Here is a 22,871-nt window from a genome sequence, read left to right as displayed (position 1 = left end):
GTTTTGAATTGTTAATAATTATAATTTAAATTGATTTAATAAAAGGTTCAATTGTTTCAGTTCATACTCTGAAAATTGATCCAATATTTCGGTTTCTGTCTTCGAAACGACATCATCCATCTTTAAAAGTCGATCCAGGCCTTTTGATGTAATATTAATTTCCACTTTCCTTCGATTTGAAGGGCAGGTGTGCCTTTCAACATATCCTTTCAAAATAAGTTTATCGACCAATCGGGTGGTATTGCTCATTTTTGAGACCATTCTTTTGTTCAATGTGCTAAGATTGGCGGGTTTGCCATTTTGCCCCCTTAAAATCCGTAAGACATTGAATTGTTGGATAGAAATGTCAAAGGGTTTAAGGGCAATGGCCAATTTTTCGTTTATGTTGTTTGCGACCAACATAATATGAATGATCGTCCTTCGCTCCAATGGAATTTCCTCCGATGTTTTAATACGCTCCTCTACATTCATGTACTTACAATATTTGTATATACAAATGTAATTGCTTTGGTTGGTTTGGAACAGTGTCATGGGTATAAATTTCTGTTAAAAAGAAGAAATGAATCCGTAAGGCCAATGTATTAGGCGTATTTCTATTTCTTTTTTGTTTAAATACATTATTTTTGCATCCTAAAATTTAAGAAAATGGCAGATTTATCGCAGAAAGAATGGGAAGAGCAGCTGAAAGCTGATGATAATGCATTTGTTTTGGATGTTCGGACACCGGCTGAATTTCAACAGGGCTTTATCCGGGATGCCAGTAATATTGATATTTACTTGGGACAACAATTTGTTTCGGAATTGGAGAAATTGGATAAGTCCAAAAGTTATTACGTTTATTGTAGGTCGGGTGCAAGGAGCGGACAGGCCTGTAACATAATGAAGGATATGGGTTTTGAAAGGGCATTCAACCTTCAAGGCGGAATTATGTCTTGGGAAGGTGAGGTAGTCCGGTAATACACCGAAAAATTAGATAAAAAATCCCGCATTTTTGTGGGATTTTTTATTTTAGGGCTATGCGGGAGGATTTACTTCATTTTGTCTGGAAATACAAAAAGTTACCATTGCAAGGGTTGGTTACGAACCAAAAGGAACCTCTGGTCATTGTGGACACGGGTTCGCATAACCATCTATCAGGTCCCGATTTCTTTAATGCCAAAATACGTATCGGTGGACAACTTTGGGCAGGCAATGTGGAAGTGCATATCAACACATCGGACTGGTATGTGCACCATCATGAAGAGGATACCAATTATGACAATATTATTTTGCATGTTGTTTGGCATGATGATATGGTAATATACAGAAAGGATCGTACCATTATCCCTACACTGGAGTTGAGGAAGTACGTGTCCGAAGATATTTTGGTCAACTATCGGCGCTTGTTCGAGAAACGTTCGACAAAATTCATCAACTGTGAAAATGACATTTCCAACATCGATGGATTTACAATGGGGAATTGGCTCGAACGACTCTATATTGAGCGTTTGGAACAAAAGTCCGCTTTGGTCCAATCCCTTTTGGAAGATTCTAAAAATGACTGGGAAGAAGTAACGTTCAATTTACTACTCAAGAATTTCGGATTGAATATAAACGGACAATCGTTCTTGAGCATTGCCCATGCTTTGGATTTTTCAATTGTTAGAAAGCTGCGGGGTAAGGTACATCAATTAGAGAGTGTGCTTTTCGGTTTGGGGGGATTGTTGGATCAACAAGATACAATGGATGGTTATTTGAGTGCTTTAAGCGAAGAGTATACTTATTTAAGCACAAAGTTTGGCCTTGTCCAAGAAAGCGTCCAAAGTCCGGAATTTTTTAAACTTCGCCCATCCAATTTCCCTACCATTAGGCTTTCACAGGTCGCTAAGTTGTACGAAAGGCACGAAAATCTTTTTCAAAAGCTGATGAATGCCCATGACCTGGAGGAACTGTACGCTATTTTTGAGGTTTCGGCAAGCCAGTATTGGGATGATCATTTTACTTTTGGGAAAATATCAAAAAAGAGTACGAAGAAGTTGACAAGGCCATTTATCGACCTTTTGATTATGAATACGGTCCTCCCATTGAAATTTTGTTACGGGCGCCATAGGGGCAAAGATGCGATTACTGTTATTTTTCGAATAATAGAAAACATAAGAAAGGAGGATAATGCGGTGTTGAAAAAATTCAATTCACTTGGACTGGATATGAAAACGGCTTTTGATAGTCAAGCGGTATTGCAACTCTATAAGGCCTATTGCACAAAAAATAAGTGTCTTCAATGTGCAATCGGTAGTAGTTTATTGCACGGAAATATTTAATTTTAAATTATGAATGTTTTCTATCAACTTTTATATTATTTTCAAAAAAGGGGATTCGAGGTATGTAGGCGAATTGCAGAACGCATGGGGATTCGTGCCAGAGTGGTTAGAACGTCGTTCATTTACCTTACATTCGTAACTTTGGGGTTTGGGTTTGCACTCTATCTTTTTTTGGCTTTTTGGTTAAAGATCAAAGATTTGGTATATACCAAAAGGACCTCAGTTTTTGATCTTTAATATGATTCGACTTTTTCGTTCTAAAATCTATTTGGCTATCGTTTTGATAGGGGTTGTTCTGGCGACTGGGATTATAGGTTATAGGATATTGTCCAATCTATCTTGGTTGGACGCCTTTTACATGACCGTCATAACGGTAACTACGGTTGGTTTTTCCGAAGTAGGCCCATTAAGTGGGGAGGCAAAGGTTTTTACGGTATTTTTGATAATCTCCAGTGTATTCATATTTGCATTTTCCATTTCAGTGATAACGGAGTACATTTTAAGTAGGAATACCATGGATATTTTAAAAAAGAAAAAAGTGAAGAACATGATCAATGCGCTATCCAACCATGTGATTATCTGTGGTTTTGGTCGAAATGGGAATCAAGCTGCCATTAGACTTAAAGCCTTTAATAGGCCTTTTGTTGTTGTGGAAAAGGATCGGGAGGTCATTGAAAAATTTGAGGATAGTATCTTATTTGTCGAAGGGGATGCCAATGACGATGAAGTCTTGGTGGAAGCGGGAATAGAGAGGGCCGATAATATTATTGCCACATTGCCCGAAGATGCAGCAAACCTGTTTGTGGTCTTATCCGCTAGACAATTAAACAAAAAATTGAATATCATTAGTAGGGCATCGCTGATCACGTCCCAGAAAAAATTAATACTGGCCGGTGCGAACCAAGTGATCATGCCCGATAAAATCGGTGGTGACCATATGGCCTCGTTAGTGGTAATGCCCGATTTGATTTCGTTTATGGACGAGTTGTCGTTGGAAGGCGAACATACCACAAACCTAGAGGAAGTCGCCATTGAGGAATTTGCAGAACAAGGAGATCACAAGTCGCTTCGAGATCTTGATTTAAGGCGTAAGACGGGGTGTACCATAATTGGTTATATCGCACCGGATGGTAAATACACCATAAATCCGGAGGCTGATATGCAACTGCAGCCCAAAAGTAAAATTATTGTTTTGGGAAGGCCTGAGCAGATTCGAAGATTAAACGAAATGTTTAATCTATAACAAGTTCCTTTTTGTCTATTCCTCTTTGATTGAACAGTTTTTTTTTGGATATTGCTTAATTCGTATTTTTAACCAACCTAATTAGACCTTATGAAGTATAAAATGCTTTCTTTTCTTTTCTTTTTGTTGCCTTTTGTAACTTTTTCCCAAGAATCATCAGAAATGGGAATCGATGAGCGGATAAATGCTTGGTTTGAGCCTATTACTGCAGTTTGGGAAGGAATCGTATTTTGGCAGGTACCCGGTACAGGTATCCCCCTTGTCGTAATTGTATTGGTACTAGGGGCTACTTTTTTTACTTTGTATTTTGGTTTTGTCAATATTACCAAGTTCCCATTGGCCATTAATGTGGTCAGGGGTAAGTATGACGAACTAGAGGCACCTGAAGGTCATGGTGTGGAAAAAGCAGAAGTTAATATTGTTGATGGTGATTTGCCCGATACCATTCGTGATGAGAGCAAGCACGGGGAGGTAAGCCACTTTCAGGCCCTGGCAACAGCTGTTTCAGGTACTGTGGGTCTTGGGAATATCGCTGGTGTCGCCTTGGCAATTGCCATTGGTGGTCCTGGAGCTACATTCTGGATGATTTTATGTGGCTTATTGAGTATGTCTACCAAATTCGTCGAATGTACCTTGGGGGTTAAGTACCGTGATTTTGATGCGGATGGTACTGTTCATGGGGGGCCGATGTATTATCTTTCCAGAGGTTTGAAGGAAAGGGGTTATACAGGTTTAGGTAAGGCATTGGCCGTTATTTTCGCTATACTTTGTGTTGGGGCTTCTTTTGGTGGTGGTAACGCCGTACAGTCAAATCAAGCTGCAGAACAATTAGCGGCAATGATGGGATTACAAGGTGGGTCAACAGGATTTGTCATAGGAGTGCTTTTGGCCATTGTTGTCGGTATCGTCATTATTGGGGGAATCAAAAGAATTGCTTCCGTAACTGAGAAAATAGTGCCATTCATGGCAATTATATATGCCATTGCCTGTCTTATTGTGATTTTCGCGAACTTTTCATATATCGACGATGCATTCGTGCTTATTTTTAAAGGGGCGTTTACACCTGAAGCTGGACTAGGAGGATTGTTCGGGGTGTTGATCGTAGGCTTTAGAAGAGCCGTTTTCTCCAATGAGGCTGGAGCAGGTTCAGCCGCTATTGCGCATTCTGCCGTAAAAACCAAATACCCGGCCAGTGAAGGTATCGTGGCTCTTTTAGAGCCGTTTATCGATACGGTGGTGATTTGTACAATGACGGCTTTGGTGATTATATTCTACAACAGCGGAGGTGCATTTGAATATGGTGGCGATGGTGCCGGTAAGGTAGTTGTCGACGGAGTGTCTTTGGGGGGTGTTAATTTAACATCATTGGCCTTCGAATCCGTCATTCCTTGGTTCCCATATGTATTGACCTTGGCCGTGGTGCTTTTTGCGGTTTCTACTATGATATCATGGTCTTATTATGGACTTCAATCCTGGAAGTTTTTGTTCGGTAGGGGAAGACTTGCAGATTTGGTTTATAAAATTTTATTCATCGCTTTTATCGTAATTGGGGCTTCAGCCTCTATGGGCGCTGTATTTGCTTTTTCGGATGCAATGATTTTGGCATTGGTATTTCCGAATATGATCGGACTTTTATTGTTGTTTCCAAAAGTGAAAGAGGAAATGAACAAATATTTGAGTGCTATAAAGACAGTTAGGAAATAAGTAGTGCGGTTTGAAGAATATGAAGTCCCATTTTTCTTTTAGTAAACAAGAGAAAAGTGGGATTTTCTTTTTGCTTTTGATCATTGTTGTCTTGCAAGTGGTTTTCTACTTGGTGAAAAATGCTTCCCACACTTTGGAGCCCAGTCTAACGATTGATTGGGAAACCCAGGTAAAGTTGGATTCGCTAAAACTAGCTGGGCTTCAAAAAGATTCGCCCCGATTGTTTCCCTTCAATCCTAATTATATTTCAGATTTTAAAGGGTATACTTTGGGGATGACCCCAGAGGAGATCGATCGGCTGCATGCTTACCGGAAAAAAAATTTATACGTAAATAGCGTTGGGGAATTTCAAAAGATCACAGGTATTTCGGATTCTTTGCTGAAACGTATAGCACCGTATTTTAAGTTTCCGGAGTGGGTCAATAAAAATACCGCACGAAAAACAGTATCCCGGACACCTGCTATTGTGGTCAATAAGAATAATCCACATCGGATTGTTGGGGAGATAGAGGTCAAGGACCTTAATTCGGTCACTGCCAATGAATTAAAATCGATTTATGGAATAGGGGATAAATTATCCCAAAGAATAGTCAAATTCCGGAATCGGTTGGGTGGGTTTCTGGTAAATGAACAATTGTATGATGTTTATGGACTGGAACCGGAGGTAGTTGAGCGGACTTTGGTGCGATTTCAGGTACTGAAAAGGCCTGATGTTGAAAAAATAAACATTAATACGGCATCGGCTAAAAAACTATCAAAATTAGTATATATTCAAAAAAACGTAGCCAATCGAATAATTAATTACAGAAATGACAAAGGAAGTATAGATTCCTTTGATGAATTGCTAAACATTGAAAATTTTCCAATTGAGAAGATTGATAGAATTAAGTTATATTTGGCGTTATAAATTTAATGGCTATGCAGAGCATGTACTTTACTGAAGAACATCAGTTATTTAGAGAGAGTCTCAGGGATTTTTTGTCGAAAGAAGTCATTCCCCATATCAATAAATGGGAGTCCGAAGGTAGCATAGAACGTTTCATCTGGAAAAAGTTCGGTGAAATGGGTTATTTTGGTCTTGCCATTGATGAATCCTATGGTGGGTTGGGACTTGATATCTTCTATACCGTAATCTTTTTAGAAGAACTTCAGAAAGTGAATTCTGGCGGTTTCGCTGCTGCCATGTGGGCACACGCTTACCTAGCCATGGTGCACTTGAATAAAAATGCCAGTCATGGGCAAAAGGTGGCTTATTTGACCCCAAGTGTCCATGGGGAGAAGATTGGCTGTCTAGGTGTGACTGAACCTTTTGGGGGTAGTGATGTGGCCGGTATGAGAACGACCGCCATTAAAAATGGGGATGGTTATGTCATCAACGGGTCGAAGACGTTTATCACGAACGGGGTGCATGGCGATTATTGCATTCTTGCGGCAAAAACCGATCCGGATGCAGGAAACAAGGGGATAAGCTTATTTATTGTCGACTTGAACAGTAAAGGTATTTCCGCCAATAAATTGGATAAATTGGGGTGGCGTGCATCGGATACGGCAGAACTTGCTTTTGATAATGTAAAGGTTCCCGCTGCCAATCTAATGGGGGGTGAGGGTAACGGATTTGGATTGATAATGCAGGCATTCGCCCTTGAACGACTTGTTATGGGGATCAATGCCCATGCCAGGGCCGAATATGCCCTTGATTATGCCATGCAGTATATGTCGGAAAGGGAAACTTTTGGAAAACCGATTAACCAATATCAGGTCTTAAGGCATAAGTTGGTTGATGGCCATGCTAGTATGGAACTGTGTAAGCAGTATAATTATGGTGTGGCGTATAAGATGGATAGAGGTGAATATGTTGTAAAGGAAGCCACAATTTCAAAATTGAAATCTACCGAAATGGCAGATAAGGTGGCTTACGATTGTTTGCAGTTCCTGGGGGGGTACGGCTATATGGAGGAGTATCCCATGGCACGTATGTTCAGGGATAGTCGATTGGGGCCTATTGGTGGGGGTACATCGGAAATACTTAAGGAGATTATCGCCAAAATCATCATTGATAAGAAAGAATATCGGGCCCCTAAGGCTTGATAATAGCCTGAAGGTTAAGGCATGCCGATCGACACGGATAAAAATTGACATATAATTCAAAAATAAGTAGTGCTCAATTCTAAATAAGTTTCTATATTTGCACCCTTAATCACAAAAGAGAGGAGGTTGTAGCCCATGTTAATTATACCAATAAAAGAAGGAGAGAACATAGACAGAGCTTTAAAGCGCTTCAAGCGAAAGTTCGATAAGACTGGTACCATGCGTCAATTGCGTAAACGTCAACAATTCACGAAGCCTTCGGTTCAAAGAAGAGCGCAAATACAAAAAGCACAATACATTCAAGGTTTAAGAGATCAAGAAGAAATCTAGAATCTTATTTGGTAGTGTACAATTATTGATAAGAAATCCCATCATTTGATGGGATTTTTTTATTTAGGAAAATTGCAACGGCAACTTTGCTAACTTTGTGGTATGTCGATACCCAAGTTTGTTTCTTATTTGCGTTTGGAAAAGAATTATTCGGCGCATACCGTAAATGCGTATGAAAAGGATATTTTGTCTTTTGTCGCTTTTTGTGTCGATCAACACGGTCTTTCGGATATTGATCATGTGGAATATCCCATTGTAAGAGGTTGGATCGTTAGCTTGGTCAATTCGGGAATATCCAATAGGTCTGTAAATAGAAAGGCTGCCTCTTTAAAGGCATACTATAAATTTTTACAGCAGATAGGTGTCGTGGAGGTGAATCCCTTGGCCAAACACAAAGCCCTTAAAACGGCGAAGAAAATCGAAGTCCCTTTTTCGGAGGAAGAAATGCAGGCTGTTTTGTCTCAATTGCCTTTTACGGATGATTTTGAGGGTAAGAGGGATAAGTTGGTCATTGAGTTGCTTTATACGACCGGAATAAGAAGGGCAGAGCTTGTCAATATTAAAATCAATGACGTTGATCTTGGTGGGCGATCGCTCAAAGTACTCGGAAAACGCAATAAGGAGCGTATAGTGCCTTTGTTGTTGCCAACGGTAGAATTGTTCCGCTCTTATTTACCGCTCAGGGACAGCTTGGGAAGTATTGGGGAAGGGCAGTTTCTTTTTCTTACCAATACAGGCAATAAAATATATGAAACCCTTGTTTATAGAATTATAAATAAGTATTTTAGAGAGGTGTCCTCCAAGGTAAAAAGGAGTCCACATATTTTGAGACATACCTTTGCGACTCATTTACTTAATAAGGGGGCGGATTTAAATTCAGTGAAAGAGTTGCTGGGCCATTCAAGTTTGGCTTCAACACAAGTATACACACATAATAGTATAGCTGAGCTCAAAAAAATTCACGCATCAGCCCACCCAAGGGGTAAAAAATCGCAAGGGCGATAAATTGTTTAACATATTAAATTTTAGCCTATGAAAGTAAATGCGCAATCAGTTAACTTCAATGCCGATGTAAAATTATTGGATTTTGTCCAAAGCAGATTGGATAAGATAGAGACTTTCTACGATAAGGTAATAAGTGCGGATGTTTATTTGAAAGTAGAGAATACGAGTTCAAAGGAAAATAAGATTGTGGAAATAAGACTAAATGTGCCAAAGGATAAGTTTGTTGTCAAAAAGCAGTGCAAGTCGTTCGAAGAGGCTGTAGATTCGGCATGTAGCTCCTTGGAAAGGAAGGTAAAAAAAATGAAAGAAATGCAACGTGAAAAAGTATGATGAATTTTTTTCGAATTTTATTTTGATTAAACAAATAAATATATACATTTGCAGTCCGTTAGAAATAGCGGACTTTTTTATGCTAAAAAAAGGGTTGAAAGGCCGATGTAGCTCAGCTGGCTAGAGCAGCTGATTTGTAATCAGCAGGTCGTGGGTTCGAGTCCCTCTATCGGCTCAAAAGTTCTTTAAAATATGGATTGGGGAGATACTCAAGCGGCCAACGAGGGCAGACTGTAAATCTGCTGACTACGTCTTCGCAGGTTCGAATCCTGCTCTCCCCACTATATTTTAAGTAAAAAAGGTGATTCGGAATTTTTGTTTTCTGGGTTGTATTGAATAAAGGGTTCGGGAAGTCCGGACTTTGGGTGAGATTCGTAAAAGGGTCTTAAAGTTGAAATTTTGAAATATAAAATGCGGGAGTAGCTCAGTTGGTAGAGCGTCAGCCTTCCAAGCTGAATGTCGCCGGTTCGAACCCGGTCTCCCGCTCTAATATTTCACAGGAAAATGAATGTATGTTCATTGCAATTGTGGAATATGGGGTGAGAAGTCAGTCCTGAGCGTAGTCGAAGGTAACCCGTTCTTCCGCCTGAATGTCAAATGAAGTTATTTTTCTTTGATATGTTCTTTGGGTAGTGAAGAAAGGGCGGGGTCAATAATTTGATTGATTCCGATGAAGGTCGGTTAAATTTTGGTCTAGGACTCGAAAACCATGGGTTGGCGTTTGTTGTAATTTCGATGTTGTTTATCAGTAAACGTGTAACATCAACCAGGAACCCAACAAGCCGACGTAGCTCAGGGGTAGAGCGTTTCCTTGGTAAGGAAGAGGTCACGAGTTCAAATCTCGTCGTTGGCTCAATTAAGGCATATAATTGTACACTAATATATAAACTAAGATTAAAATTCATTTAAAATGGCAAAGGAAACTTTCGATCGTTCCAAACCGCACTTAAATATAGGCACTATTGGACACGTGGATCACGGTAAAACTACATTAACTGCTGCTATTACTACGGTATTGGCAAATGCAGGACTTTCTGAATTGAGAAGTTTCGATTCTATCGATAACGCTCCTGAAGAAAAAGAAAGGGGTATAACCATTAATACTTCTCACGTTGAGTACCAAACAGCAAACCGTCACTACGCGCACGTTGACTGTCCTGGTCACGCGGATTACGTAAAGAACATGGTAACTGGTGCTGCTCAGATGGATGGTGCTATCTTGGTTGTTGCTGCAACAGATGGTCCAATGCCACAAACTCGTGAGCACATCCTTTTAGGTCGTCAGGTAGGTATTCCTAGAATGGTTGTTTTCTTGAACAAAGTTGACATGGTTGATGATGAGGAGCTTTTGGAGCTTGTTGAGATGGAAGTAAGGGAATTGCTTTCTTTTTATGAGTATGATGGTGATAATGGACCTGTTATTTCAGGATCTGCCCTTGGTGCACTTAACGGTGAGCAAAAATGGGTTGATACCGTTATGGAATTGATGGATGCTGTTGATTCATGGATCGAGTTGCCAAAAAGGGATGTTGAGAAGGATTTCTTAATGCCTGTTGAGGATGTATTCACTATTACTGGTCGTGGAACTGTTGCTACAGGTCGTATCGAAACTGGTGTTGCCAATACTGGAGATGCAGTTGATATCATTGGTATGGGTGCAGAGAAATTGTCTTCTACCATTACTGGTGTTGAAATGTTCCGTAAAATATTGGATAGAGGTGAAGCTGGTGATAACGTTGGTATCTTGTTAAGAGGTATTGAAAAAGCTCAGATAAGCAGAGGTATGGTAATTTGTAAGCCAGGTTCTGTTAAGCCACATGCTAAATTTGAGGCAGAGGTTTATATCCTTAAAAAAGAAGAAGGTGGTCGTCACACACCATTCCATAATAACTATCGTCCACAATTCTATGTAAGAACTACCGATGTTACTGGTAACATTAGTCTTCCTAGTGGTGTTGAAATGGTTATGCCTGGTGATAACTTAACGATAACTGTTGATTTGATTCAACCTATCGCTTTGAGTGAAGGATTACGTTTCGCTATCCGTGAAGGTGGTAGAACAGTTGGTGCCGGTCAGGTAACCAAGATTATAGATTAAATCTTAGAATACTAGTTTACATATAAGGTGTCCCGCTCTAGCGGGATACCTTTCAATGTAAATATAAACGGGTGTAGCTCAGTTGGTAGAGCACTGGTCTCCAAAACCAGGTGTCGGGAGTTCGAGTCTCTCCTCCCGTGCAGGAATTAGATAGGAATCTGATGACCATTGCGTTAAGGGTTTCTTTCTGTTTAATTTAAAGAATATATCAAATGTTGACGTATATAAAGGAATCAATTGAAGAATTAAGGCACAATGTTACCTTGCCTTCAAAAGCGGAATCATCTAATCTTATGGTAGTAGTGGCAGTTTTTTCTGTTTTGTTCGCTTTGGCTACATGGGGAGTGGATTCTGTCTTCAGTAAATTGATCAAGCTTTATTTTACGAACATTTTAAATTAAGTCTAGCCTTATGTCAGAAGTATTGGAAAAGAAATGGTATGTGGTAAGGGCGGTCAGTGGTCAGGAGAATAAAATCAAGGGCTACATTGAAAGTGAAGTTGCCAGACTTGGTTTTTCTGATTACTTAGAAGAGGTTTTGGTGCCTACGGAAAAGGTGGTCCAGATAAGAAATGGTAAGAAGATAAACAAAGAAAGGGTTTATTTTCCGGGGTATATTATGGTCAAAGCCAATTTAGGAGGTGAAATGATCCATATTATACGTTCGATTACCAATGTAATTGGTTTTTTAGGAGAAACAAAAGGTGGTGACCCGGTTCCTTTGAGGAAAACGGAAGTCAATCGAATGTTAGGAAAAGTAGATGAATTGGCGGTTAATACGGATAGTGTGGCTATACCATTTATCCACGGGGAAACTGTCAAGGTTATTGATGGGCCTTTTAATGGGTTCAACGGTACTGTTGAGAAAATCAATGAAGAAAAACGTAAGCTTGAGGTAATGGTTAAGATTTTCGGAAGAAAAACACCATTGGAATTAAGTTATATGCAAGTAGAGAAGATTTAAAAATTTTTGTTACATATTTAAAAGTTGTGTTGCTTCCTATAAGACACACTTTCAATTTAATTTTAAACAATGGCAAAAGAAGTAGGTAAAGTAGTTAAACTACAAGTTAGGGGAGGTGCAGCGAATCCGTCGCCACCGGTTGGACCCGCCTTAGGTGCTGCCGGTGTTAACATCATGGAATTCTGTAAGCAGTTCAACGCGCGTACACAGGATAAACCAGGTAAAGTATTACCAGTTGTTATCACGGTATATAAAGATAAGTCTTTTGACTTTATCGTTAAAACACCACCAGCGGCAGTTCAGCTTTTGGAAGCGGCTAAGATTAAGAAGGGATCTGGCGAACCTAACAGAGTCAAATCAGGAAGTGTTTCCTGGGATCAAGTCAAGGTGATAGCAGAAGACAAAATGGTGGATCTAAACGCGTTTACTGTAGAATCAGCGATGAGCATGATTGCAGGAACAGCTAGGTCTATGGGTCTAAAGGTATCAGGTACAAGACCTTTTTAAATTCTTAAAAGCAATTAAATGGCAAAGTTAACAAAGAAGCAAAAAGAAGCCCATTCTAAAATTGAGAAAGATAAATTATACTCAGTGGAAGAGGGTTCGGCTTTAATAAAAGAAATAACCAGTACAAAGTTCGATGCATCTATTGATCTTGCAGTTCGTTTAGGGGTAGATCCTAGAAAGGCAAATCAAATGGTTCGTGGGGTAGTTACCCTACCACATGGTACAGGAAAAGATGTCAAGGTTTTGGCTTTGGTTACACCTGATAAAGAAGCAGAGGCTAAAGAAGCTGGAGCTGATTACGTTGGGTTGGATGAATATTTGGAAAAAATAAAAAGCGGTTGGACCGATGTTGATGTTATCATCACCATGCCAAGCGTAATGGGTAAATTAGGACCTTTAGGACGTGTTTTAGGACCAAGGGGATTAATGCCTAACCCAAAGACAGGTACGGTTACTATGGATGTTGCCAAGGCGGTAACAGAGGTGAAGGCCGGTAAGATTGATTTCAAGGTTGATAAGACGGGTATTGTGCATGCTGCTATTGGAAAGGCTTCCTTCTCAGTGGATAAAATTGCGGAAAACGCCCAAGAGTTATTGGATACCTTGAATAAATTGAAGCCTTCTGCATCCAAAGGGGTTTACATGAAAAGTATTTTCATGTCAAGCACCATGAGCCCAAGTGTTCAATTGGATCCAAAAACGGTTTAAGTAACTGGTAGTCTAAAATTTTAATTATGACAAGAGAAGAGAAATTAAACGTTATAGAAGATTTAACTGCCCAGTTAGCTGAAAATTCAACTATTTATTTAGCTGATATTTCGGGATTGGATGCGACCACAACTTCAAATTTAAGAAGAGCGTGTTTTAAGGCCAATATTAAACTTGCGGTAGTTAAAAACACACTTCTTGCCAAGGCGATGGAAGCTTCCGATAAAGATTTCGGTGAACTTCCTGAAGTTCTAAAGGGAAACACTTCATTGATGTTCTCCGAGGCAGGAAACGGACCGGCAAAACTTATTAAGACCTTTAGAAAAAAGTCTGATAAGCCTTTGTTGAAAGGAGCTTTCGTAGAGGAAGCCATATTTGTTGGTGATGACAAATTGGATGCTTTGGTAAGTATAAAATCAAGGGAAGAGATGATCGGGGAAATTATTGGCTTGTTGCAATCACCAGCCAAGAATGTTATTTCTGGTCTTAAATCCGGTGGTGGAAAACTTGCTGGTATCCTAAAGACATTATCAGAAAGGGAGTAGTACGCACTTAAACAATTATATTTTAAAATTTTATTAAACGATAGAAAAATGGCAGATTTGAAAGATTTCGCAGAACAATTGGTTAACTTGACCGTAAAAGAGGTTAATGAGTTGGCTGATATATTAAAAGAAGAATACGGTATCGAGCCAGCAGCTGCTGCTGTTGCTGTTGCCGCAGGTGGTGGAGCTGCTGAAGGCGGTGAAGCTGTTGAGGAACAAACAGAATTCGATGTAATATTGAAAGCAGCCGGTGCCTCTAAATTGGCAGTTGTAAAATTGGTTAAGGAATTGACCGGTTTAGGATTGAAAGATGCTAAGGATATTGTTGATAGCGCACCAAAAGCAGTTAAAGAAGGTGTTTCTAAAGACGAAGCTGAAGGTATTAAAAAATCATTGGAAGAAGCAGGAGCAGAAGTTGAGCTTAAATAGTCGCTACTACCATAACAGTTTGGGTTTAGGTCTTACCACAATTTGCGGTCAGACCTAAGCCTTTTTATGCATTAAGTATATGAAGTCATATACGACCCATTAGTATTCATGATCAAAATTTTGTCCATAGATGTTCACAAATCAGACTGAGAGAATAAATTTTGCATCCGCTAAGAACACGCCGGCATATCCGGATTTCTTGGACATTCAGATTAAATCATTTCAAGATTTCTTTCAACTTGAAACTAAATCTGACGAAAGGGGCAATGAAGGATTGTATAATACCTTCATGGAAAACTTTCCAATAACAGACACGCGTAACCAGTTTGTGTTGGAATTTCTTGATTATTTCATAGATCCGCCGCGATATTCCATCCAAGAATGTATAGAGCGTGGTCTTACCCATAGTGTGCCTTTAAAAGCTAGATTGAAATTATATTGTACTGATCCCGAACATGAGGATTTCGAGACCATCGTACAGGATGTGTACTTGGGTACGATTCCTTATATGACGCCAAGTGGTACTTTTGTTATCAACGGGGCAGAACGTGTTGTTGTTTCGCAATTACACCGTTCACCAGGTGTATTCTTTGGGCAATCATTCCATGCCAATGGTACTAAATTGTACTCGGCAAGGGTAATTCCATTTAAAGGATCCTGGATAGAATTTGCTACCGATATCAATGGTGTTATGTACGCCTATATCGATAGAAAGAAAAAATTACCTGTAACTACTTTGTTCAGAGCCATTGGATTTGAAAGTGATAAGGATATTCTTGAGATATTCGACCTTTCGGAAGAGGTGAAAGTTTCAAAGGCAGGATTGAAAAAGGTCTTGGGGCGTAAATTGGCTGCAAGGGTTTTGAACACATGGCATGAGGATTTCGTAGATGAGGATACTGGTGAAGTTGTGTCTATCGAAAGAAACGAAATTATACTAGATCGTGATACCGTCTTGGAAAAAGACCATATCGAAGAAATTTTGGAAGCGGATGTGAAGACTATTCTTTTGCATAAAGAGAACAATGCACAGTCCGATTATGCCATAATCCATAATACATTACAAAAAGATCCTACAAACTCGGAAAAAGAGGCTGTAGAACATATATACCGTCAATTACGTAATGCTGAGCCGCCCGATGAGGAAACGGCTCGTGGTATCATTGACAAACTGTTCTTCTCAGATCAACGGTACAACCTAGGGGAGGTTGGTCGTTATAGGATGAACAAGAAATTACAATTGGATATTGGAATGGACAAGCAGGTCTTGACCAAGGAAGATATCATTACAATTATCAAGTATTTGATCGAGTTGATCAACTCTAAGGCTGAGATCGATGATATTGATCACCTTTCGAACCGTCGTGTTCGTACTGTGGGTGAACAATTGTCTTCACAATTTGGTGTAGGTCTTGCCCGTATGGCCCGAACTATTCGTGAACGTATGAACGTTCGTGATAACGAGGTGTTTACCCCAATAGATTTGATTAATGCAAAGACGTTGTCTTCTGTAATTAATTCCTTCTTTGGTACGAACCAGTTGTCCCAGTTTATGGATCAAACGAATCCATTGGCAGAGATTACGCACAAACGTAGATTGTCGGCCCTAGGGCCAGGTGGACTTTCAAGAGAGCGTGCTGGTTTTGAGGTACGTGATGTCCATTATACACACTATGGTAGGTTATGTCCTATTGAAACTCCTGAAGGTCCGAATATTGGTTTGATATCTTCATTGGCGGTATTCTCTAAAGTTAACCCAATGGGCTTCTTGGAAACTCCGTATCGTAAGGTGGATAATGCCAAGGTAAATACGGAAGAATTCATTTACTTAAGTGCAGAAGAGGAAGAGGGAATGAAAATAGCACAGGCTAACATTCCATTGGACGAAAACGGTCAGATAACTTCTGAAAAGGTTATTGCACGTGAAGAAGGTGATTTCCCGGTCGTGGATCCAGGTGAAATTAATTATACGGATGTTGCTCCCAATCAAATTGCATCTATTTCTGCATCACTAATTCCTTTCTTGGAACATGATGATGCGAACAGGGCATTGATGGGATCGAACATGATGCGTCAGGCAGTACCGTTATTGAAACCCCAATCCCCGATTGTAGGTACCGGTCTTGAAAGACAGGTGGCTTCCGATTCAAGGGTGTTGATCAATGCCGAAGGTGATGGTGTTATAGAATATGTTGACGCACAGAAAATAACGATCAAGTATGATCGATCGGAAAGCGAAAGATTGATCAGCTTTGATGATGATGATAAAACGTATAACTTGGTTAAGTTTAGAAAAACCAACCAAGGTACAAGTATCAACTTGAAGCCAATCGTTAAAAGAGGCGATAGGGTCAAAAAGGGACAGGTTCTCTGTGAAGGCTACGCTACTGAAAAAGGGGAGTTGGCACTGGGTAGAAACCTTACCGTTGCCTTTATGCCTTGGAAAGGATATAACTTTGAGGATGCGATTGTGATTTCCGAAAAAGTCGTTAGGGAAGATATCTTTACATCGATACACGTAGATGAGTATTCTTTAGAAGTTAGAGATACTAAATTAGGTGCTGAGGAGCTAACACATGATATTCCCAACGTTTCTGAAGAGGCTACAAAAGACCTTGATGAAAACGGTATGATCCGTATTGGGGCCGAAGTAAAGCCCGGGGATATCCTTATTGGTAAGATAACCCCTAAAGGTGAGTCCGATCCAACTCCGGAAGAAAAATTACTTCGCGCTATATTTGGTGATAAGGCAGGTGATGTAAAGGATGCTTCCTTAAAAGCTTCCCCATCGTTACGTGGTGTTGTAATCGATAAAAAATTATTCTCAAGATCTATTAAGGATAAGCGTAAGCGTTCTGAGGATAAGGAAGCGATTTCAAACTTGGAACTGGAATACGAAGTGAAATTCCAACAGCTTAAGGATGTTTTGGTTGAGAAATTATTCACTTTGATCAATGGTAAGACATCACAAGGTGTATTGAACGATTTGGGAGAGGAAGTTCTTCCAAAAGGTAAGAAATATACCATGAAGATGTTGAACTCCGTGGATGATTTTGCGCATTTGGTAGCAGGGACCTGGACTACGGATAAGGATACCAATGTATTGGTCGCCGATCTATTGCATAACTATAAAATCAAACTTAATGACCTTCAAGGGAATCTGAGAAGGGATAAATTCACGATTTCCGTTGGTGATGAACTACCAGCCGGAATCATGAAACTGGCCAAAGTATATATCGCCAAAAAGCGTAAGCTTAAAGTTGGTGATAAAATGGCCGGTCGACATGGTAACAAAGGTATCGTTTCAAGAATTGTACGTCACGAGGACATGCCTTTCTTGGAAGATGGTACTCCAGTTGATATCGTATTGAATCCATTAGGGGTGCCTTCCCGTATGAACATTGGTCAGATTTATGAAACAGTTCTTGGTTGGGCTGGACTTAAATTAGGCAAAAAGTATGCTACACCGATTTTTGATGGGGCAACGTTGGATGAGATCAATGCGTATACTGATGAGGCAGGAATACCAAGATTTGGCCATACGTACTTATATGATGGTGGTACAGGACAACGTTTTGATCAGCCCGCTACGGTTGGGGTAATCTACATGTTGAAATTGGGTCACATGGTAGATGATAAGATGCACGCACGTTCCATAGGACCATACTCCTTGATTACCCAGCAACCATTAGGTGGTAAAGCACAATTTGGTGGTCAGCGATTTGGAGAGATGGAAGTTTGGGCATTGGAAGCATACGGTGCATCAGCAACACTACGTGAAATACTCACAGTGAAGTCCGATGATGTCATTGGTAGGGCCAAAACCTACGAGTCTATCGTTAAGGGAGAGACTATGCCAGAGCCTGGTTTACCAGAATCTTTCAACGTGTTAATGCACGAACTTAAGGGATTAGGTTTGGACATTAGATTGGAGGAATAGATAAATCTATGTTATAAAGGATTTTAGAACACATTTAATTAGTATCACCATTTATTATGGCTAGAATAAAAGATAATAACCCAATTAAAAGGTTTAATAAGATTTCAATCGGTTTGGCATCTCCAGAAGCTATTTTGGCAGAGTCAAGGGGTGAAGTTTTAAAGCCTGAAACCATAAACTACAGAACGCACAAACCAGAGCGTGACGGTCTTTTCTGTGAGCGTATTTTCGGCCCTGTGAAGGATTATGAATGTGCTTGTGGTAAATACAAGAGGATCCGTTACCGTGGTATCGTTTGTGATCGCTGTGGTGTAGAGGTTACCGAGAAGAAGGTTCGAAGGGATAGGGTAGGACATATCAATTTAGTTGTACCTGTTGCCCATATTTGGTACTTCCGTTCGTTACCTAATAAAATCGGTTACCTTTTAGGGTTGCCTTCCAAGAAATTGGATATGATCATTTACTACGAACGTTATGTAGTAATACAGCCGGGTATTGCAAAAGGCCCGGAGGGTGAGGAGGTCAATAAGATGGATTTCCTTACGGAAGAGGAATATTTGAATATTCTTGAGAATATCCCACAGGAAAACCAATACTTGGAAGATAGCGATCCCAACAAGTTCATTGCTAAGATGGGTGCAGAATGCCTTATTGATCTATTGGCACGTATCGATCTTAAGGAGTTATCATATGAATTAAGACATAAAGCCAATACAGAGACTTCCAAACAACGTAAGACCGAAGCCCTGAAACGACTTCAAGTGGTTGAGGCCTTAAGGGAATCCCAAGAGAATAGGGAGAATAGACCTGAGTGGATGATCATGAAGGTTATTCCGGTTATTCCACCGGAATTACGTCCTTTGGTGCCATTGGATGGTGGTCGTTTTGCGACTTCCGATTTGAATGATCTTTATAGAAGGGTAATCATAAGAAACAATCGATTGAAGCGATTGGTCGAGATCAAAGCACCCGAAGTGATTCTTAGAAATGAGAAACGTATGCTTCAGGAAGCTGTTGATTCCCTTTTTGATAATACCAGAAAAGCATCTGCAGTTAAAACGGAATCGAATAGACCTTTGAAATCCCTTTCCGATTCTTTGAAAGGAAAGCAAGGTCGTTTTCGTCAGAACCTACTAGGTAAGCGTGTTGATTATTCGGCGCGTTCTGTTATTGTTGTAGGTCCTGAAATGAGATTGTTCGAATGCGGTCTTCCAAAAGATATGGCTGCCGAACTGTACAAACCCTTCGTAATTCGAAAGTTGATTGAAAGGGGTATTGTAAAAACCGTTAAATCGGCCAAAAAAATAATAGATAAAAAAGAACCCGTAGTTTGGGATATTCTTGAAAACGTATTGAAAGGACACCCTGTTATGTTGAACAGGGCCCCTACATTGCACAGATTGGGTATACAAGCGTTCCAGCCAAAACTTATAGAAGGTAAGGCCATTCGTTTGCATCCACTGGTATGTACGGCGTTTAATGCGGATTTTGATGGGGATCAAATGGCTGTCCATTTACCATTGGGCCCAGAAGCGATTCTGGAATGCCAATTGTTGATGTTGGCTTCCCACAACATCTTGAACCCGGCAAACGGATCACCTATTACGGTACCTTCACAGGATATGGTTTTGGGTCTTTATTATATGACCAAAGAAAGGAAGTCTACACCAGAAGTTTCTATTAAAGGTGAAGGGTTGACTTTCTATTCTGCAGAAGAGGTTGAAATCGCCTTCAATGAAGGAATGGTGAATCTTAATGCCGGAATTAAAGTAAGGGCTAAGGATTTTAATGAAGAAGGTGAACTGGTATATCAAATCATACCGACAACCGTTGGTAGGGTATTGTTCAATATGGAGGTTCCTGAGCAAGCTGGTTATATCAATGAAGTATTGAATAAAAAATCGTTGCGAGACATTATCGGTGGTATTCTTGCCGTAACCGATGTTCCTACAACGGCAGATTTCTTGGATAAGATCAAGACTATGGGGTACGAGTTTGCCTTTAAAGGTGGACTATCCTTCAGTTTGGGTGATATTATCATACCACCTGAAAAACATACGATGATAGGTGAGGCCAATGTACAGGTAGACGGCATTATGGCCAACTATAACATGGGACTTATCACAAATAACGAGCGTTATAACCAAGTTATTGATGTTTGGACATCTACCAATGCAATGTTGACCGAGTTGGCCATGAAACGTATTCGTGAAGACCAACAAGGGTTTAACTCTGTGTATATGATGCTTGATTCCGGTGCGAGGGGTTCTAAAGAGCAAATTCGCCAGTTGACAGGTATGCGTGGTTTGATGGCCAAACCTAAAAAATCCACAGCAGGTGGTGGTGAGATTATTGAAAACCCGATTCTTTCCAACTTTAAGGAAGGGTTATCGATTTTGGAATACTTTATCTCAACCCACGGTGCCCGTAAGGGACTTGCGGATACAGCCTTGAAAACGGCAGATGCAGGTTACCTAACGCGTCGTTTGGTTGATGTTTCCCAGGATGTTATTATTAACACGGAAGATTGTGGAACATTGAGAGGTATTACCGTTGAGCCATTGAAGAAAAATGAGGAGATTGTAGAGACCTTGGGAGAAAGGATACTCGGTAGGGTTTCCCTTCACGATGTCCATAATCCATTGACCGATGAGATTGTTTTAAAAGCAGGTCAGCAAATCATGGAAGAGGATGTTAAGAAAGTCGAAGCATCCCCAATTGAAAAAATTGAGGTTCGTTCTGCCTTAACCTGTGAAGCTGAAAAAGGTATTTGTGCCAAATGTTATGGTAGAAACCTATCTACCAATAAAATGGTTCAAAGAGGAGAGGCTGTTGGTGTGGTTGCCGCACAATCTATCGGTGAGCCAGGTACACAGTTGACCCTTCGAACCTTCCACGTTGGGGGTATTGCAGGTAACATCTCTGAAGATAATAAATTGACAGCCAAATTCGATGGTATTGCCGAAATTGAGGATCTAAGAACTGTAAAAGGTGAAGATTCGGAAGGCAATGATTCGGATATTGTAATATCTAGAACTTCGGAAATTAAGATTGTTGATGCCAAAACAGGTATTACATTGAGTACGAATAATATTCCTTATGGTTCTCAGTTGTTTTCAAAGAACGGTGCTAAAATCAAGAGTGGTGACGTTGTTTGTCAGTGGGATCCCTATAATGGTGTGATCGTATCTGAATTCCCAGGTAAAATTGCTTATGAAAATATTGAGCAAGGTGTTACCTATCAGGTAGAGATTGATGAACAGACTGGTTTCCAAGAGAAAGTTATTTCTGAATCCAGGAACAAGAAACTTATTCCTACCTTGTTGATCATGAACAGTAAGAACGAAGTTTTACGTTCATATAACTTACCTGTTGGATCTCACATTATGGTTGATGATGGCGATAAGATCAAAGAAGGTAAGATTTTGGTGAAGATTCCACGTAAATCTGCGAAAGCAGGGGATATTACGGGTGGTCTTCCAAGGGTAACCGAATTGTTCGAAGCCCGTAACCCATCAAATCCTGCGGTAGTTTCCGAGATAGATGGTGTAGTTTCTTTCGGTAAGATCAAAAGAGGTAACAGGGAAATCATCATTGAATCCAAATTGGGTGAGGTCAAGAAATACTTGGTTAAATTATCCAATCAAATATTGGTTCAGGAAAATGATTATGTTCGTGCAGGTATGCCACTTTCCGATGGGTCTATCACCCCAGAGGATATTTTGGCGATAAAAGGTCCTTCAGCGGTTCAACAATATTTGGTGAATGAAGTTCAGGAAGTATATCGACTCCAGGGTGTAAAAATCAACGATAAGCACTTTGAGGTTGTTGTACGTCAGATGATGCGAAAAGTACGTATCCAAGATCCAGGGGATACTATTTTCTTGGAAAACCAATTGGTGCATAAATCGGACTTTATTACGGAGAACGATGAAATTTTCGGTAAGAAAGTTGTTGTTGAAGCTGGTGAATCTGGAAATCTTAGGGCGGGTCAAATTATTTCGGCACGTGAGCTAAGGGATGAAAATTCTGTACTAAAAAGGGCTGATAAGAGTCTGGTTGAAGCTAGGGATGCTATAGCAGCCACCGCAACACCAATCTTGCAGGGAATTACCAGGGCTTCATTGCAGACAAAATCGTTTATCTCCGCAGCTTCATTCCAAGAGACAACAAAAGTATTGAACGAAGCCGCTGTTAGTGGTAAGGTCGATACCCTTGAAGGATTGAAGGAGAATGTAATTGTAGGTCATAAAATACCTGCAGGTACTGGAATGCGCGATTATGAGAACATCATTGTTGGTTCCAAGGAGGAATATGATGAGATTATGGCCCGTAAGGAAGCATTGAAATTTTAATCGATACCTATGAGTGGTAATGACCCTAAACAAAAACAGATAAACATCGAGCTCGATGAAAAAACGGCTGAAGGAGTATATTCGAATTTAGCCATCATCAATCATTCGGTTTCTGAATTTGTAGTGGATTTTATTAGTTTGATGCCAGGAGCCCCAAAGGCTAAAGTGAAAAGTAGGATTGTTTTAACACCACAGCATGCAAAGAAATTTTTAAAGGCATTGAGTGAGAATGTTAATCGGTTCGAAAAGGCCCATGGCACCATAAAGGATTATGAACAACCTCCTATTCCCATTAATTTTGGGCCTTCGGGAGAAGCTTAATAACA

General features: G+C 40.1%; 21 protein-coding genes and 5 tRNA genes. 25 read left to right on the top strand and 1 reads right to left on the bottom strand.

The genetic code is table 11. From position 1 onward, the window contains the following. Positions 1-18: 18 nt before the first annotated feature. Positions 19-471 (bottom strand): MarR family winged helix-turn-helix transcriptional regulator, encoded by a 453-nt coding sequence (locus HPE56_RS18470; protein WP_188245225.1) that lies wholly within the window; start codon positions 469-471, stop codon positions 19-21. 174 nt (positions 472-645) lie between these two features. Here HPE56_RS18470 and HPE56_RS18465 point away from each other — a divergent pair, with 174 nt between their 5' ends. The 25 genes from HPE56_RS18465 to HPE56_RS18350 all read left to right on the top strand — a co-directional run bounded on the left by HPE56_RS18465 (position 646) and on the right by HPE56_RS18350 (position 22,866). Continuing rightward, positions 646-957: a rhodanese-like domain-containing protein gene (locus HPE56_RS18465; RefSeq protein WP_188245224.1), complete on the top strand. Its 312-nt coding sequence runs from the start codon at positions 646-648 to the stop codon at positions 955-957. 59 nt (positions 958-1,016) lie between these two features. Next, positions 1,017-2,300, top strand: a complete 1,284-nt coding sequence (locus HPE56_RS18460; protein WP_188245223.1) for a DUF2851 family protein — start codon at positions 1,017-1,019, stop codon at positions 2,298-2,300. Between the two features lie 9 nt (positions 2,301-2,309). Continuing rightward, entirely contained in the window at positions 2,310-2,537 is a 228-nt protein-coding gene (locus HPE56_RS20410; RefSeq protein WP_109654692.1) for a PspC domain-containing protein, read from the top strand. 1 nt (position 2,538) lies between these two features. After that, on the top strand, positions 2,539-3,543 hold the full coding sequence (locus HPE56_RS18455) for a potassium channel family protein (protein ID WP_188245222.1): 1,005 nt from the start codon (positions 2,539-2,541) through the stop codon (positions 3,541-3,543). A 90-nt stretch (positions 3,544-3,633) separates the two neighbouring features. Continuing rightward, on the top strand, positions 3,634-5,247 hold the full coding sequence (locus tag HPE56_RS18450; RefSeq protein WP_188245221.1) for an alanine/glycine:cation symporter family protein: 1,614 nt from the start codon (positions 3,634-3,636) through the stop codon (positions 5,245-5,247). Between the two features lie 19 nt (positions 5,248-5,266). Then, positions 5,267-6,154, top strand: a complete 888-nt coding sequence (locus tag HPE56_RS18445) for a helix-hairpin-helix domain-containing protein (RefSeq protein WP_223170378.1) — start codon at positions 5,267-5,269, stop codon at positions 6,152-6,154. Positions 6,155-6,165: 11 nt separating this feature from the next. Beyond that, complete coding sequence (locus HPE56_RS18440; RefSeq protein WP_188245219.1) at positions 6,166-7,335, top strand: acyl-CoA dehydrogenase family protein; 1,170 nt, start codon at positions 6,166-6,168, stop codon at positions 7,333-7,335. Between the two features lie 135 nt (positions 7,336-7,470). Next, positions 7,471-7,665, top strand: coding sequence for a 30S ribosomal protein S21 (gene rpsU, locus HPE56_RS18435; protein WP_109654682.1), 195 nt, complete (start codon positions 7,471-7,473; stop codon positions 7,663-7,665). A gap of 102 nt (positions 7,666-7,767) precedes the next feature. Beyond that, positions 7,768-8,670 carry a tyrosine-type recombinase/integrase gene (locus HPE56_RS18430; protein WP_188245218.1) on the top strand — a complete coding sequence of 301 codons (903 nt, stop codon included), beginning with the start codon at positions 7,768-7,770 and terminating at the stop codon, positions 8,668-8,670. Between the two features lie 27 nt (positions 8,671-8,697). Beyond that, complete coding sequence (gene hpf, locus HPE56_RS18425) at positions 8,698-9,000, top strand: ribosome hibernation-promoting factor, HPF/YfiA family (RefSeq protein ID WP_188245217.1); 303 nt, start codon at positions 8,698-8,700, stop codon at positions 8,998-9,000. 101 nt (positions 9,001-9,101) lie between these two features. Beyond that, a tRNA-Thr gene (locus HPE56_RS18420) sits at positions 9,102-9,175 on the top strand. Between the two features lie 24 nt (positions 9,176-9,199). Continuing rightward, positions 9,200-9,281: transfer RNA gene (locus HPE56_RS18415), tRNA-Tyr, on the top strand. A 132-nt stretch (positions 9,282-9,413) separates the two neighbouring features. After that, a tRNA-Gly gene (locus HPE56_RS18410) sits at positions 9,414-9,486 on the top strand. Positions 9,487-9,781: 295 nt separating this feature from the next. Then, a tRNA-Thr gene (locus HPE56_RS18405) sits at positions 9,782-9,853 on the top strand. A 57-nt stretch (positions 9,854-9,910) separates the two neighbouring features. Beyond that, positions 9,911-11,098 (top strand): elongation factor Tu, encoded by a 1,188-nt coding sequence (gene tuf, locus HPE56_RS18400; protein WP_188245216.1) that lies wholly within the window; start codon positions 9,911-9,913, stop codon positions 11,096-11,098. 67 nt (positions 11,099-11,165) lie between these two features. Continuing rightward, positions 11,166-11,238, top strand: a tRNA-Trp gene (locus HPE56_RS18395). 72 nt (positions 11,239-11,310) lie between these two features. Next, complete coding sequence (secE, locus tag HPE56_RS18390; protein WP_188245215.1) at positions 11,311-11,499, top strand: preprotein translocase subunit SecE; 189 nt, start codon at positions 11,311-11,313, stop codon at positions 11,497-11,499. A 10-nt stretch (positions 11,500-11,509) separates the two neighbouring features. Further along, on the top strand, positions 11,510-12,061 hold the full coding sequence (gene nusG, locus HPE56_RS18385; RefSeq protein ID WP_109654672.1) for a transcription termination/antitermination protein NusG: 552 nt from the start codon (positions 11,510-11,512) through the stop codon (positions 12,059-12,061). A 69-nt stretch (positions 12,062-12,130) separates the two neighbouring features. Continuing rightward, a complete protein-coding gene (rplK, locus tag HPE56_RS18380) occupies positions 12,131-12,568 on the top strand; it encodes a 50S ribosomal protein L11 (RefSeq protein WP_109654670.1) in 438 nt (145 codons plus the stop codon). A gap of 18 nt (positions 12,569-12,586) precedes the next feature. Then, positions 12,587-13,276 carry a 50S ribosomal protein L1 gene (gene rplA / locus HPE56_RS18375; RefSeq protein ID WP_188245214.1) on the top strand — a complete coding sequence of 230 codons (690 nt, stop codon included), beginning with the start codon at positions 12,587-12,589 and terminating at the stop codon, positions 13,274-13,276. Positions 13,277-13,302: 26 nt separating this feature from the next. Further along, a complete protein-coding gene (gene rplJ / locus HPE56_RS18370) occupies positions 13,303-13,821 on the top strand; it encodes a 50S ribosomal protein L10 (protein ID WP_109654666.1) in 519 nt (172 codons plus the stop codon). Positions 13,822-13,869: 48 nt separating this feature from the next. After that, positions 13,870-14,250: a 50S ribosomal protein L7/L12 gene (gene rplL, locus HPE56_RS18365; RefSeq protein ID WP_188245213.1), complete on the top strand. Its 381-nt coding sequence runs from the start codon at positions 13,870-13,872 to the stop codon at positions 14,248-14,250. 130 nt (positions 14,251-14,380) lie between these two features. Continuing rightward, positions 14,381-18,190 (top strand): DNA-directed RNA polymerase subunit beta, encoded by a 3,810-nt coding sequence (rpoB, locus tag HPE56_RS18360; protein WP_188245212.1) that lies wholly within the window; start codon positions 14,381-14,383, stop codon positions 18,188-18,190. 56 nt (positions 18,191-18,246) lie between these two features. Then, positions 18,247-22,545: a DNA-directed RNA polymerase subunit beta' gene (gene rpoC, locus HPE56_RS18355; RefSeq protein ID WP_188245211.1), complete on the top strand. Its 4,299-nt coding sequence runs from the start codon at positions 18,247-18,249 to the stop codon at positions 22,543-22,545. Positions 22,546-22,554: 9 nt separating this feature from the next. After that, positions 22,555-22,866: a DUF3467 domain-containing protein gene (locus HPE56_RS18350; protein WP_188245210.1), complete on the top strand. Its 312-nt coding sequence runs from the start codon at positions 22,555-22,557 to the stop codon at positions 22,864-22,866. Positions 22,867-22,871: the final 5 nt, after the last annotated feature.

Source organism: Maribacter aquimaris (assembly GCF_014596745.1).
GTDB classification, from domain to species: Bacteria; Bacteroidota; Bacteroidia; order Flavobacteriales; family Flavobacteriaceae; genus Maribacter_A; species Maribacter_A aquimaris.
Note: the sequence above shows the minus strand (reverse complement) of the source record. Positions and strands in the feature narration are given on the sequence as shown.

Coding starts and splice junctions, on each gene's coding strand:
- secE (WP_188245215.1), top strand. CDS start 11,311: ATGTTGACGTATATAAAGGAATCAATTGAAGAATTAAGGCACAATGTT.
- rplJ (WP_109654666.1), top strand. CDS start 13,303: ATGACAAGAGAAGAGAAATTAAACGTTATAGAAGATTTAACTGCCCAG.
- HPE56_RS18460 (WP_188245223.1), top strand. CDS start 1,017: ATGCGGGAGGATTTACTTCATTTTGTCTGGAAATACAAAAAGTTACCA.
- hpf (WP_188245217.1), top strand. CDS start 8,698: ATGAAAGTAAATGCGCAATCAGTTAACTTCAATGCCGATGTAAAATTA.
- rpoB (WP_188245212.1), top strand. CDS start 14,381: ATGTTCACAAATCAGACTGAGAGAATAAATTTTGCATCCGCTAAGAAC.
- HPE56_RS18450 (WP_188245221.1), top strand. CDS start 3,634: ATGAAGTATAAAATGCTTTCTTTTCTTTTCTTTTTGTTGCCTTTTGTA.
- HPE56_RS18470 (WP_188245225.1), bottom strand. CDS start 471: ATGAATGTAGAGGAGCGTATTAAAACATCGGAGGAAATTCCATTGGAG.
- HPE56_RS20410 (WP_109654692.1), top strand. CDS start 2,310: ATGAATGTTTTCTATCAACTTTTATATTATTTTCAAAAAAGGGGATTC.
- rplL (WP_188245213.1), top strand. CDS start 13,870: ATGGCAGATTTGAAAGATTTCGCAGAACAATTGGTTAACTTGACCGTA.
- HPE56_RS18455 (WP_188245222.1), top strand. CDS start 2,539: ATGATTCGACTTTTTCGTTCTAAAATCTATTTGGCTATCGTTTTGATA.
- rpoC (WP_188245211.1), top strand. CDS start 18,247: ATGGCTAGAATAAAAGATAATAACCCAATTAAAAGGTTTAATAAGATT.
- tuf (WP_188245216.1), top strand. CDS start 9,911: ATGGCAAAGGAAACTTTCGATCGTTCCAAACCGCACTTAAATATAGGC.
- rplK (WP_109654670.1), top strand. CDS start 12,131: ATGGCAAAAGAAGTAGGTAAAGTAGTTAAACTACAAGTTAGGGGAGGT.
- rplA (WP_188245214.1), top strand. CDS start 12,587: ATGGCAAAGTTAACAAAGAAGCAAAAAGAAGCCCATTCTAAAATTGAG.
- HPE56_RS18445 (WP_223170378.1), top strand. CDS start 5,267: ATGAAGTCCCATTTTTCTTTTAGTAAACAAGAGAAAAGTGGGATTTTC.
- HPE56_RS18440 (WP_188245219.1), top strand. CDS start 6,166: ATGCAGAGCATGTACTTTACTGAAGAACATCAGTTATTTAGAGAGAGT.
- rpsU (WP_109654682.1), top strand. CDS start 7,471: ATGTTAATTATACCAATAAAAGAAGGAGAGAACATAGACAGAGCTTTA.
- nusG (WP_109654672.1), top strand. CDS start 11,510: ATGTCAGAAGTATTGGAAAAGAAATGGTATGTGGTAAGGGCGGTCAGT.
- HPE56_RS18350 (WP_188245210.1), top strand. CDS start 22,555: ATGAGTGGTAATGACCCTAAACAAAAACAGATAAACATCGAGCTCGAT.
- HPE56_RS18465 (WP_188245224.1), top strand. CDS start 646: ATGGCAGATTTATCGCAGAAAGAATGGGAAGAGCAGCTGAAAGCTGAT.
- HPE56_RS18430 (WP_188245218.1), top strand. CDS start 7,768: ATGTCGATACCCAAGTTTGTTTCTTATTTGCGTTTGGAAAAGAATTAT.